The organism is Chitinimonas sp., from assembly GCF_041904975.1.
Taxonomy (GTDB): domain Bacteria; phylum Pseudomonadota; class Gammaproteobacteria; order Burkholderiales; family Chitinimonadaceae; genus Chitinimonas.
Map to the genome: position 1 here is coordinate 1 of NZ_JAYRLZ010000007.1, position 12,286 is coordinate 12,286.

General features: G+C 61.6%; 13 protein-coding genes. 8 read left to right on the forward strand and 5 right to left on the reverse strand.

The genetic code is table 11. The annotated features are described in order from the left end of the window. The 3 genes from ACE3OH_RS01250 to groES form a co-directional block, all read right to left on the reverse strand. Positions 1 to 1,032 (reverse strand): hypothetical protein (locus tag ACE3OH_RS01250; RefSeq protein WP_374347415.1); only part of this gene is annotated, 1,032 nt, incomplete at its 3' end. 185 nt (positions 1,033 to 1,217) lie between these two features. Continuing rightward, positions 1,218 to 2,858, reverse strand: coding sequence for a chaperonin GroEL (groL, locus tag ACE3OH_RS01255; protein WP_374347417.1), 1,641 nt, complete (start codon positions 2,856 to 2,858; stop codon positions 1,218 to 1,220). A gap of 117 nt (positions 2,859 to 2,975) precedes the next feature. After that, on the reverse strand, positions 2,976 to 3,266 hold the full coding sequence (gene groES, locus ACE3OH_RS01260) for a co-chaperone GroES (protein WP_374347419.1): 291 nt from the start codon (positions 3,264 to 3,266) through the stop codon (positions 2,976 to 2,978). A 160-nt stretch (positions 3,267 to 3,426) separates the two neighbouring features. Between groES and bioA the strand changes: the two genes are divergently transcribed. Together bioA and ACE3OH_RS01270 are read left to right on the forward strand one after the other, a co-directional pair. Next, complete coding sequence (gene bioA, locus ACE3OH_RS01265) at positions 3,427 to 4,737, forward strand: adenosylmethionine--8-amino-7-oxononanoate transaminase (protein WP_374347423.1); 1,311 nt, start codon at positions 3,427 to 3,429, stop codon at positions 4,735 to 4,737. Between the two features lie 65 nt (positions 4,738 to 4,802). Continuing rightward, complete coding sequence (locus ACE3OH_RS01270) at positions 4,803 to 6,389, forward strand: hypothetical protein (protein WP_374347425.1); 1,587 nt, start codon at positions 4,803 to 4,805, stop codon at positions 6,387 to 6,389. Here the strand turns inward: ACE3OH_RS01270 and ACE3OH_RS01275 are convergent. Then, the gene (locus ACE3OH_RS01275) at positions 6,383 to 7,612 is read right to left on the reverse strand and encodes a YihY family inner membrane protein (protein ID WP_374347428.1); all 1,230 of its coding nucleotides are present in this window, start codon (positions 7,610 to 7,612) and stop codon (positions 6,383 to 6,385) included. The genes ACE3OH_RS01270 and ACE3OH_RS01275 overlap by 7 nt on opposite strands. Before the next feature lie 127 nt (positions 7,613 to 7,739). Between ACE3OH_RS01275 and wrbA the strand changes: the two genes are divergently transcribed. The 5 genes from wrbA to ACE3OH_RS01300 are packed head-to-tail and all read left to right on the forward strand — an operon-like array spanning position 7,740 to position 11,182. Beyond that, on the forward strand, positions 7,740 to 8,339 hold the full coding sequence (wrbA, locus tag ACE3OH_RS01280; RefSeq protein WP_374347430.1) for an NAD(P)H:quinone oxidoreductase: 600 nt from the start codon (positions 7,740 to 7,742) through the stop codon (positions 8,337 to 8,339). Continuing rightward, positions 8,336 to 8,683 (forward strand): DUF2069 domain-containing protein, encoded by a 348-nt coding sequence (locus ACE3OH_RS01285; protein WP_374347432.1) that lies wholly within the window; start codon positions 8,336 to 8,338, stop codon positions 8,681 to 8,683. Before wrbA ends, ACE3OH_RS01285 begins: the two co-directional genes overlap by 4 nt. After that, a complete protein-coding gene (locus ACE3OH_RS01290) occupies positions 8,680 to 9,648 on the forward strand; it encodes a biotin--[acetyl-CoA-carboxylase] ligase (RefSeq protein ID WP_374347434.1) in 969 nt (322 codons plus the stop codon). The genes ACE3OH_RS01285 and ACE3OH_RS01290 overlap by 4 nt, the downstream gene beginning before the upstream one ends. Beyond that, the gene (locus ACE3OH_RS01295; RefSeq protein WP_374347436.1) at positions 9,645 to 10,406 is read left to right on the forward strand and encodes a type III pantothenate kinase; all 762 of its coding nucleotides are present in this window, start codon (positions 9,645 to 9,647) and stop codon (positions 10,404 to 10,406) included. Before ACE3OH_RS01290 ends, ACE3OH_RS01295 begins: the two co-directional genes overlap by 4 nt. Continuing rightward, positions 10,403 to 11,182: an SPOR domain-containing protein gene (locus ACE3OH_RS01300; RefSeq protein ID WP_374347438.1), complete on the forward strand. Its 780-nt coding sequence runs from the start codon at positions 10,403 to 10,405 to the stop codon at positions 11,180 to 11,182. The genes ACE3OH_RS01295 and ACE3OH_RS01300 overlap by 4 nt, the downstream gene beginning before the upstream one ends. 132 nt (positions 11,183 to 11,314) lie before the next feature. On the opposite strand, the gene trmB is transcribed toward ACE3OH_RS01300, so the two are convergent. Further along, complete coding sequence (trmB, locus tag ACE3OH_RS01305; protein WP_374347441.1) at positions 11,315 to 11,998, reverse strand: tRNA (guanosine(46)-N7)-methyltransferase TrmB; 684 nt, start codon at positions 11,996 to 11,998, stop codon at positions 11,315 to 11,317. 14 nt (positions 11,999 to 12,012) lie between these two features. On the opposite strand from trmB, the gene ACE3OH_RS01310 reads away from it, so the two are divergent. Further along, positions 12,013 to 12,261: a hypothetical protein gene (locus tag ACE3OH_RS01310; RefSeq protein ID WP_374347443.1), complete on the forward strand. Its 249-nt coding sequence runs from the start codon at positions 12,013 to 12,015 to the stop codon at positions 12,259 to 12,261. Positions 12,262 to 12,286: the final 25 nt, after the last annotated feature.

A 12,286-nucleotide genomic window follows, 5' to 3' on the forward strand; every position in this document is an offset into this window, starting at 1 on the left:
GGCATTCGGGCCGGCCAGCAAAGTGATACGTGCTTGGCCGGAACCATCGGTTACCGCCGTGCCCAGCGCAGGTTTCATTACGCCGAAGCGGGCATCGGTAGTAAAGGTCACCAGCTTGCCGGCCAGCGGTTGCCCGGTGGAGTTGACCAGCGTAGCCACTGCGTTAGCGTTGGTGTTCTGATCAATGGTGGCTGGACTCAAAGTCACCGTCATCTTCGAGGTCGGCGTATTGCCGCCACCGCCAAGGCCGGTGTAGTTGATGGTGCTGATGACCTGCGTGGTTAGTGTGGTACCTGGCGTTGTACCGGCAATGGTGACGTTGACCGATGCAGTCAGCGTCGCACCACCGGCAGTTTTGGCCGCCGTGAGGGCTACGCGTGCCTGACCGGAGGAGTCGGTCACGGCAGTGCCCGAAGCCGGCGTAAAGGTGGCAAAGGCAGGCGGCGTGTTGAAGGTGATCAGCTGACCAGCCATCGGACGGCCGTCTACGCCGACCAAGGTGGCGGTCGCACCGGTAGTCGATGCAGCACCAACCACATTGGAATCCATCGTTACCGTCAGTTTAGGCAGGGGGGCAGAATTGCTGCCGCCACCCTTGCTGTTGAAGTTGACTACCGCACGAACCGTATCGGCAGTAGTGGTGCTGGTGGAACCGGGCGGAGCATAGGTCGCAGTCAGCGATGCTGCGCCAACCGAAGGGCCGGCCAGAATGCGGATTTGCGCACGGCCGCTTGCATCGGTGACTGCGGTGCCGGCGCTGGGGTTCAGCAGGCCGAAATTGCTATCAGTGGAGAAGGTGATCAGTGCACCGGGGACAGCCTTGCCTGCACCATCCACCAGGATTGCCGTGGCCGTCGAGGCGACAAACGGATCAACGCTGGCATTGTCGATCGATATCGACATGGACGCGGACTTGGCCGATGGGACGACCTGGTCGCCGGGACCGCCGCAGGCGGCGAGTAATGCTATGGTCAGGGCCATCAACCAGTAGAAAAACTGGCGACTCCCCTCTCTCACTGCTGCAATGTGCATCACAGTTCATTCCTTTTCTTAGGTAATTCACCGAAGTCGTTCAGAGATAAACGTAATTCGAGACGAGCTGACATTCAAATGGCATTTAACGTCAACTGGCCGACAATTGCAATGTTGGGCGGATGTCATACAAAAAGAAAACCCCGCCGTAGCGGGGTTTTCCTGTACGTGGCTGCTGGACTGGCTTACATGCCCATATCCATGCCGCCCATGCCGCCCATGCCACCGCCAGGAGCGGGTGCATCTTCCTTCGGCAGCTCGGCCACCATGGCATCGGTGGTCAGCATCAGGCCGGCGATCGACGCGGCATGTTGCAGTGCCGAGCGGGTCACCTTGGCTGGGTCCAGCACGCCCATTTCGACCATGTCGCCGTATTCACCGGTGCCGGCGTTGTAACCGAAGTTACCCTTGCCTTCCAGCACCTTGTTGATGACAACCGAAGGCTCGTCGCCTGCATTGGCAACAATCTGGCGCAGCGGCGCTTCGATGGCCTTCAGCACGATCTTGATACCGGCGTCCTGGTCGTGGTTGGCACCCTTGAGGGTGTCCAGTGCAGCACGGGCACGCAGCAGGGCTACGCCACCGCCGGCAACAATGCCTTCTTCCACGGCGGCGCGGGTAGCGTGCAGGGCATCTTCCACGCGGGCCTTCTTTTCCTTCATTTCGACTTCAGTGGCTGCGCCAACCTTGATCACGGCAACACCGCCGGCCAGCTTGGCCTTGCGCTCTTGCAGCTTTTCGCGGTCGTAGTCGCTGGTCGACTCTTCGATCTGGGCGTTGATCTGGGCAACACGTGCCTTGATCGCGGCGTCCTGGCCGGCGCCGTCGATGATGGTGGTGTTTTCCTTGCCGATTTCCACGCGCTTGGCTTGGCCGAGGTCGGTCAGCGAGGCCTTTTCCAGGGTCAGGCCGACTTCTTCAGCGATCACGGTGCCGCCGGTCAGGATGGCGATATCTTCCAGCATGGCCTTGCGACGATCGCCAAAGCCAGGCGCCTTCACGGCAACAACCTTCAGGATGCCACGAATGGTGTTGACCACCAGGGTAGCCAGCGCTTCGCCTTCCACGTCTTCGGCGATGATCAAGAGCGGACGACCCGACTTGGCCACTTGCTCCAGTACCGGCAGCAGATCGCGGATATTGCTGATCTTCTTGTCGAACAGCAGCACGAAGGGGTTTTCCAGCGAAGCGATCTGCTTTTCCGGATTGTTGATGAAGTAGGGGCTCAGGTAGCCGCGGTCGAACTGCATGCCTTCCACGGTGTCGAGCGAGTTTTCCAGCGAGGAGCCGTCTTCGACAGTGATCACGCCTTCCTTGCCGACCTTGTCCATGGCGTCGGCAATGATCTTGCCGATATCTTCGTCGCTATTGGCCGAAATCGAACCAACCTGGGCGATTTCCTTGGAGGTGGTAGTGGGCTTGGCGATATTCTTCAGCTCGGCAACCAGGGCAACCACAGCCTTGTCGATACCGCGCTTCAGATCCATCGGGTTCATGCCGGCGGCAACGAACTTCATGCCTTCGTGCACGATGGCCTGGGCCAGCACAGTGGCGGTAGTGGTGCCGTCACCGGCGATGTCGGAGGTCTTGGAAGCCACTTCCTTGACCATCTGGGCGCCCATGTTCTCGAACTTGTCCTTCAGTTCGATTTCCTTGGCGACCGAAACGCCGTCCTTGGTGATGGTGGGCGAGCCGTAGGAACGCTCCAGTACCACATTGCGGCCTTTCGGGCCCAGGGTTACCTTGACCGCATCGGCCAGGATATTGACGCCAACGACCATGCGGGCACGGGCGGAATCACCGAATTTGACTTCTTTAGCTGCCATTTTAACTCTCCAGATTCATTTCACTGCGGCCCGCGGAAGGCTTTGCGCGCCTACCGTCTCCCGCAAAGGGAAAAGGGCCGGGGATGAGGATGTTCGAAAAAGCGTCGCGAAAGCGCCTTACGCTTCTACGACACCCATGATGTCTTCTTCGCGCATCACCAGCAGTTCATTGCCATCAACCTTGACGGTCTGGCCGCTGTACTTGCCGAAGATCACCTTGTCGCCGGCCTTGACCTGCAGGGCGCGGACCGAACCGTTTTCCATGATCTTGCCGGTGCCGATGGCAACCACTTCGCCCATATCAGGCTTTTCAGCGGCATTGCCAGGCAGAACGATGCCCGAGGCAGTCTTTTCTTCGGCTTCGACACGCTTGATTACGACGCGGTCGTGCAGGGGACGAATCTTCATGGTTTGCTCCTGTGGGGATCTGTTTTGAATGCCGTAACAGGCAAATTACTTAACTTCTGAAATCTGCTGTTAGCACTCACGGCTAACGAGTGCTAATAATATGGCCGCCGCTTGGCCATTTCAAGAGTGGCCGCATCAAGTTTGTTCAAGGGAGTTGAGAATGCAGAATCAGCAGTGGCTGGAGCGTAGCCGACGTTCCGTCTGGCATCCGTGTACCCAGATGAAGCAACACGAGCGACTGCCCATCGTGCCGATCGAGCGCGGCGAAGGCGCCTGGCTGATCGATTTCGACGGACAGCGTTATTTCGACGGGGTGAGTAGCTGGTGGGTGAATCTGTTCGGCCATGCCAATCCGCGCATGAATGCGGCGATTCTCGACCAGATGGGCAAGCTGGAGCATGTGATTCTGGCCGGCTTCACCCAGCGCCCGGTGGTGGAACTATCAGAAAAACTGGCCGAGCTGACCGGCCTTGGTCATGCCTTCTATGGCTCGGATGGCGCCAGCGCGACGGAAATTGCCCTGAAGATGTCGTTTCATTACTGGCAGAACGTCGGGCGGCGCGACAAAACGGGTTTTGTCAGCCTGCAAAACAGCTATCACGGCGAAACCCTGGGGGCGCTTTCCGTCACCGATGTGCCCCTGTTCAGCGCCACCTATGCGCCCTTATTACGTACTACGCATCGTGTGATGTCGCCCGACTGGCGTCTGGCCGAGCAGGGGGAAAGCGCTGAGCAATACGCGCACCGTGCTGCCGATGCGCTGGAGGCCCTGTTCCAGCGCGAAGCGGACCGGCTTGCCGCCATGATTGTCGAGCCGCTGTGCCAGGCCGCCACCGGCATGGCCATGTATCACCCGGTATATCTGCAACGGGTAAGGGCTTTGTGCGACAGCTATCAGGTACATCTGATTGCCGACGAGATCGCCATGGGCTTTGGTCGCACCGGTACCCTGTTTGCCTGCGAGCAGGCGGCGATCCGGCCTGATTTCATCTGCTTGTCCAAGGGCATTACCGGCGGCTATCTGCCGCTGTCGGCTGTGCTGACCCGCGACGAAGTCTACGCGGCTTTCTATGACGACGAGGTCGGTCGCGGCTTTCTGCATTCACACAGCTATACCGGCAATGCACTGGCCTGCCGCGCCGCGCTCGAAGTGCTGGCGATCTTCGCCGACGATGATGTGCTGGCGCAAAACCGCCGCAAGGCTGACGCCTGCGCGCCACAGTTTGCCGCGGTGGCAAATCACCCGCGCGTGCGCCATGCGCGCCAGCTTGGCATGATCTGGGCGTTTGATGTGATCGATGCCAAGCCGGGTTTTGCCGGTCGCTGGTTTGAGGCGGCTTTGGCGCGCGGGCTTTTGCTTCGCCCGGTCGGCAATACCGTGTATGTTATGCCGCCGTATGTGGCGAGCAGCGCAGAGCTTGGGCAGGTTTTCGCCGCTCTGGCGCAGTTGCTCGATAGCGGCCTGTGTTGATGGGCCTCGACAAGCCGCTGTTTGCCTATCTATAAAAACAAACTAGCTATCGACGTTTCCTACCCATGATGCTTGCCCTCAATGTCCCAGAGCCGATTACCGGCCGGAGCATTTCAGTCGAAACCAATCCCAAGGCCGTCAAGGCATGGCTGGTGTCGCTGCCGCCGGCCAATCTGAATGAGTCGGCGCGGGCCATCTTCGATGCGCTCACTTCACTAAATCGGGTCAAGCTGCCGGTGGACGACCGCCTGAAGCTGCTTGAGCATTATCAGGTAGCCATCGACCTGCTCGATGCGCCGCTTGAGGCAAGCTATGCCTCGGCGGCCTTGCCGGCCAAGGAAAAGAGCAAGCAGATCGCTCAGCTGGCGCGCAATCTGCAGCTGGAGATGGCCAATGGTTACAAGCTGGTGCTGCTGGAGCGGCTTGGCGCGCGGTTTGGCTTTGGCAACAAGCAGGTGCCGGAGCTGATCCAGAAGCTGATGATGGTGTACCAGAAGCTGATGTGGGTGTGCTGCAAGAGTTATGCACCGGTGCCGGCTGGAGTCTGGTCCGAGGTGCATACGCTGTTTCACCATGCCATCCAGAACAAGCTGATCGATTTGCCGGAAATGCCCGACCAGCCGGCGCGTACCATAGGCGGGTATTACAAGCAGATCTTGTTACTGGCGCTCTCAGATCCATATCGCTACCACCCGGCCGAGCACGACAAGATCAACGACCTGATCAAGAGCTACGGTCAGGCTGCGCAATTTCAGCCCTTGGGCAAGACGCCCAATCCGGCCGGGTTCTTTCTGATCCGGCTCGATAGCGATGCGCCGCCGGTGTTTTTGGGGCAAAAGCCGTTCGATGTGCAGGCCAGCAATGCCATCTTGCTCGACACGATGGAAATGGCGAAATTGCTGCACAAGGCGCTGCACTCGGTAGAACTGAAGCTGGCCACCACCAGCGACAAGGCCAAGGCGCAGGCGTGGATAGATCTGCTGCGCCGGGTCACCCGGCAGTGGAGCATCGCGCCCAAGCGAGTGTTCCAGCGCATTCTGGCCAATAGCCTGGTGTCGGTGACGGTGGGCATGCGCATGACTGCCTTCCATATCAACGACGCACGCCCGATGCTGCAGCCGGTGGTGCTCGATGGCTCAGTGCTCGATGGAGAGGGGCCGGTGTCGCTGGGTGGCAGTCATTACGGCGCACCCGATGAATGGGTGGTGCTCAACGAAAGTCCGGGGGGCTACGCCTTGCGCCTCAAGCCGATCCCGCAGAACTGCCTGTACCGGGTTGGCGATATGGTTGGTGTGCGCGCACCGGGTCAGGCGGAATGGATGGTGGGTTGCATCCGCTGGCTGCAAACCTCTGCCGAGGTCGATGCCCTGGAAATCGGTGTGCAGATTCTGGCGCCCAAGGCCGAGCCGGCCATGGTGCGGCCAAGCATTACGCACGAGCAGGCGAGTTTTCAGCCCTGTCTGCTCTTGCCTGAGGTCGCGGCCATCAAGCAACCGCCGCTGCTGGCGGCACCGCGCGGCACGTTCGGGCCCATGCGCGAGCTGATCGTATTTACCGATGATGTCGAGCTGATTCTGCGAGCGACACGGCTGAGCGAGCAGGCGATAGGCTACGAGCTGTTCGAGTATCAGACTGGCACAGCCAATCACTGAGCCGGCACGGGCGCGGCATGCGGCTGCGCCAGTTCAGCCAGGCTGATCTCGAGCGAAGCATCGATACCGGCAAATCGCTGCGCCAGCGCTGTCTGGACCGGGTCGCCCGGATGATGGCTCGCCAAGGGGTGCGTTACCAACAGCTGGTACATCTCGCGCAACATGATGCGCTCCAGCGCGGTCGACAGTACCCAGCCCTCGTCGCGGGTGGATTGCACCCAGCCTTTTTCCTGCATCAGTTGCAGCAACTCATGCAGCTCATCCTGCCCTAGCGCCAGCGCGCGGCGCAGCCGGTCCAGCGACGGCGTGCTGCCCTCGCAGCGCGCCGCCTCGAGCCTGAACAGAATGCGCACGGCGTCCTGTACCCGCTGGCCGGGGTGTTGGCGTTTGCGCCAGGCCTGGCCGTGCCAGTAGGACAGGCTGGCACTGATCACCGCGCCGCCGAGCACGATGGTCCAGACGAGATACAGCCAGAGCAGGAAAATCGGAAAGCTGGCAAAGGCGCCATAGATCAGCTTGAACGAGGCAAATTTCTTCACATACCAGCCGAACAGATTCTTCATCAGCCACAGGGCAAAGGTGGCTGCTGCAGCGGCGGCCAGTGCATGGCGTGGCGGCACCGGGCAGTTGGGCACGGCGCGGTACAAGAGATGCAGGCCGGCGAGCGCCAGAATGGCCGAGCCGCTATTGACCAAGGTGGCCAGCATCGGCCCGCGATCGGCGATCCAGCCGGTCAGCGACAGGCTGATGCCCATCAATACCGGCCCGAGTGTCAGCACCGCCCAGTAGGTCATGGTCTTGGTCAGCCAGTTGCGCTGACGTTTGACGCGCCAGATACGGTTGAAAGTGCGGTCTATGGTGGCCATCATCGCCAATGCGGTTACGCCGAGCGACAGCATGCCGACGGCGGTCAGGCGGTCGGCATTGTCGGTGAACTGGCGCATATACACGCTGATCACCTTGCCGGCAGCGTCTGGTACCAGATTGCTGAGCAGGAAGGCTTTGAAGTGGCCGGAGAATTCCTGGAACATCGGAAATGCCGATACCACCATCAGGGTGATGGTCAGAAACGGAATCAGTGCCACCAGGGTGGTGAAGGTCAGGCTGCCGGCTGCCTCCAGGCAACGATCATCGCGCAGCCGCCGCAGGATGAACATGCAAAAGTCCAGCGGCGCCGGCAGGCGGCTGATCAAATGGTGGCGATAGTCCGAAAGGCTGGGCATAAGCGGCGCGGGCGAGGCAAAGCCTTATAATAACGGACTATTGCTGTCGTCCCTTGCGATTCCATGTCGCTCGCATAGCCGGCGCGCCAGTGCGGCTTATCGCAAGAGCCATTCACGAAAGAGGTCAATGCTCGATATCCTGATTCTTTATTACTCGCGCCATGGTGCCACCCGCCAGCTGGCCCAGCTGATTGCCCGGGGCGTCGAGTCGGTGCCGGGCTGTAGCGCGCGCCTGCGCACCGTGCCGGCGGTATCCACGGTGGTCGAAGCGAGCGCGCCGTCTGTACCCGATGCGGGCGCCCCCTATGTGGAACTGGCCGATCTGGCGCAATGCGCCGGGCTGGCGCTGGGCAGCCCCACCCGCTTCGGCAATATGGCGGCGCCGCTCAAGTATTTTCTCGACACCACCTCGAATGACTGGCTGGCCGGCAATCTGATCGGCAAGCCTGCCTGTGTGTTTACCAGTACCAGCAGCCAGCACGGTGGCAATGAATCCACCTTGCTCAGCATGATGTTGCCGCTTTTGCACCATGGCATGGCGATTATCGGCCTGCCGTATAGCGAGCCGGCGCTGAGTCATACCAGCGGCGGCGGCTCACCCTATGGTGCCAGCCATATTGCGGGGGCTGACGGTCGGCGCCCGATCGACGAGCACGAAAAAGCCCTGGCCATTGCCATGGGCAAGCGTCTGGCAGAAACCGCGCTCAAGCTGGCGAGGCCGCTATGAGCCCGATGCTGCGCCACGCGCGCAATGCCACCCTGGCGGGTCTGATCGCGCTGTTTGCCCTGTGCGTGGTATGGGAAGCCTGGCTGGCGCCACTGCGCAGCGGCTCGCTGTTGTGGATCAAGGGCCTGCCCTTGCTGCTGCCGCTGTCCGGCGTGATGCGCGGCCGCCGCTATACCTATCAGTGGCTGTGCATGTTTATCCTGATCTGGTTTGTCGAAGGGGTGATGCGCGGCTGGGCCGACCATGGCACGCGGCGCTATCTGGCCCTGCTGGAGGTGGCGTTGAGCATTTGGATCTTTGCCGGCGCCATGGTGTTTGCCCGCTTCAGCCGCCCTGCGCCATGACCCCCTGGCCGTTGTTACGTTTGCTATCGCACGATACCTTCCGTTCCGGTACCGAGCTGGCGCAATTGCTGGGCGTGTCGCGTGCCAGCATCTCGCTTGCCCTCAAGGATGCCGGTGACTTGGGCGTGCCGGTGCAGTCGATCAAGGGGCGCGGCTACCGTCTCGGCCGGCCTCTGGTGTGGCTGGACGAAGCGGGTGTAGCGCGACGCATGGGCAGTGCTGCGCGCTACTTCGATATCAAGCTGTTCGACGAAATCGACAGCACCAATAGCGCCTTGATGGCTGCCGCGCAGCAGGGCGCGCCATCGGGCATGGTCTATGCTGCCGAGCGGCAAAGCGCCGGGCGTGGCCGGCGCGGTCGGCAATGGCAGGGCGAATTCGGCGGCAGTCTGATGTGTTCGCTATTGTGGCGCTTCAATCTGGGCGTGGCCGATTTGTCCGGCCTGAGCCTGGCGGTGGGATTGGTGGTGGCGCGTGCGCTCGATCGCCTGGGCATTGCCGGTGCCGCATTGAAGTGGCCCAATGATATTGTCTGCAGTGAGGGCAAGCTTGGCGGCATCCTGATCGAACTATCGGGCGATGCACTGGGCCCCTCGGCCGTGGTGATCGGTATCGGTCTGAATCTGCGCCTGTCGGCGGCCTTGCGCGCCGGACTCGATCAGGCCGCTTTCGATCTGGCCGGTCTGGGCTTTGCCGGCGATCGCAATGATCTGCTGGCGGCGCTGCTACTTGAGTTTGCCGACTTGCTGCCGCAATTCGAGCAAGGCGGCTTTGCGCCACTGCGCGCCGAGTGGGAAGCGCGCCACGCCATGCAGGGCCAGGCCGCGCGCCTGCTCTTGCCCAATGGCGACGTGCTCGATGGCGCAGCGCTCGGTGTGGCCGATGATGGGGCGCTGCGTTTTGCCGCGCATGATGGCGAACGGCGGGTACACGCCGGCGAAGTCAGCTTGAGGAGAAAAAATTGAGCAAACCGGTACTGCTGCTCGATGCCGGCAACAGCCGCCTGAAATGGGCGCTGGCCAGCCAGGATGGCTGGCTGTGCGAAGGCGTTGCCGAATACGACACGCTGGAGCCGTTCGCGGTGACCCTGTTGTCGCACCCGCCGGCGAGCATGGCGCTGGCCTGCAATGTGGCCGGGCCGCACACTGCGCAATTGGTCCAGGAACTGCTCAGCCCCTTGCATATCGACTGGTTGCGGCCTTCGGCCCGTCAGGCGGACCTGAGCAACGGCTATCGCGATCCGGCCCAGCTGGGGGCGGATCGCTGGGCGGCCCTGATCGGCGCCCATGCGCGCTCACCGGGCGACACCGTGGTGGTGGTGGCCGGCACGGCGATGACGGTGGATGCCTTGACCGAAGAGGGCGAATTCCTCGGCGGGGTGATCGTGCCCGGCTTTAATCTGATGCGCCAGGCGCTGGCCAAGGGTACCGCCGACCTTGGCTTGCCCGAAGGGGAGGTGAGCGATTTTCCGCGCGCCACTGGCGAGGCGATCGTCAACGGTGCCTTGCTGGCCCTGGTGGGCGCCATCGAGCAGATGCGCATGCGTCTGTTTGCACGGCAGCGCCGCCCGGTCAGGGTGTTGCTGTCCGGAGGCGATGCACCGCGACTGGCGCCCTTGCTGGCGCCGATGCTGGCGCAAGCCTTGCTGACTGTTGATAATCTGGTGCTGCATGGCCTGCACCGCCTGGCCTTTTCTCCTTCCGACCGGAAAAACACGCAATGAAATGGCTGTTTGCCTTGCTCGTCTTTGCCAATCTGGGTTTCTGGGCCTATGCCCGACTGGATGCGCCGCCCGCCCCGAACGACTGGAAGGGGAGGGAAATCAATGCTGGCAAGCTGGCCTTGGTGCCCATCGCCGCGGTGAGACCGGCTGCGGCGGCAGAGCTGGCCAAGCCGGAGGCGATTGATGGCAAGGCGGTGGATGGCAAGCCTGCCGACAAACCGGCCGAGAAAACCGCCGAGGCGGCGCCAGCCAAGCCAGAACCTGCCCCGCCGGCCAAGCCGGTCGAGCAGGCCGCCAAAAAGGACGAAAAGCTGGTGTGTTTTGCCTGGCGCGGCATTCTGGCGGACGATATGCCCAATGTGCGTAAAAAGCTCGCCTCGCTCAAGCTGGGGGGCGATACCCATCTGCAAGAGCCCGAGGGCGAGGCGAAAGTGCGCTACTGGGTGTATATCCCGCCGCGCGCCAGCAATGCCGAGGCCCAGCACAAGGCTGATGAACTGAAGAGCCTTGGCGTCAGCGATTACTTCCTGGTCAATGACGGCAGCAAATGGCAGAACGCCATCTCGTTGGGCCTGTTTGCCAACCGCGATTCGGCCGAGCGCCGTTTGAAAGCAATCCGCGATCAGGGCGTGCGCTCAGCGCAAATGCAAGAACGAAACGAGGGCAATGCCGGCAACACCCTGGTGTTGAAGCATGTCGCCAAATCGGCCAAGCCCGAGCTGGAAAAGGCTGCCCAGGGGTTTCGGGGTAGCTCGATCGGCGACACGGCGTGCTGATCTGATAGACGTAACCGCGTTGCTTGCCGGACATCGGCGGGTCTGATTGGGTGTGGCAGGGCGGCCCGTGCCCGCTTCGCCCTGCCTGGCTTTCCACGTGTTGGCGGCGGGTTCGCCCTTAAAGCAAGCCGCTCAGGCGCCGCGCTTTACAAACATCAAATCCCACACGCCATGGCCAAGATTCAGCCCGCGCTGCTCGAACTTGGTTAACGGGCGCCAGTCCGGGCGTGGTGCGAAACCATCCGCGGTATTGCGCAATTCGCTATTGGCGCCGAGCACTTCCAGCATCTGCACTGCATAGTCTTCCCAGTCGGTCGCCATATGGATATAGGCGCCGGGCTTGAGCTTTTTCAGGATGCCGGCAACAAAGGCAGGCTGAACCAGGCGGCGCTTGTGGTGGCGTTTTTTGGGCCAAGGGTCGGGGAAGTAAAGGTGAAAACCGTCGAGCGACTCGTCAGCCAGCATATGGGCCAGCACTTCCACCGCATCGTGGCGGATGATGCGTAGATTGCTGAGCTGCTTTTCATCGATCAGCTTGTACAGATTGCCCACGCCGGGCCCATGCACCTCGATGCCGATAAAGTCGGTATCGGGCCTTGCCGCCGCAATCTCGCTGGTGGCACCGCCCATGCCGAAGCCGATTTCCAGCACCTTGGGTGCATCGCGGCCAAAGGCCTGGGCCAAGTCCAGCACCTCATGCCGGAATTCGATGCCCCAGCGCGGCATGCCTTCTTCCAGCGCGCGGGTCTGCGCCTCGGAAAAATGCCCCTGGCGCAGCACAAAGCTGCGGATATGGCGGTGTTGTGGGTTTTCCATGAATGGTGGGTCTTATGAAGGTAGAAGGGGCGGCGCAGGCCAAGGTGCAAACAACCGGTCTGCACGACACGTGGCGACGCGCAATTACCCTCGATTATATCGCCCAGCCGGCGGCCGCGCCTTGCCCGAACTCAGGCGGCGGTGAACGGATCGAACTTTTACGAAATGGCTGCACGATTGGCGCGTTCATTCCGAGCTTCCCTGAAAGCGCGCACGGCCCGGTGCAGCGACCCGGTTCGGGGCTGCGCACAGGCCGTCCATAAAGCTTTCAGGATAATGCGTTGTTTC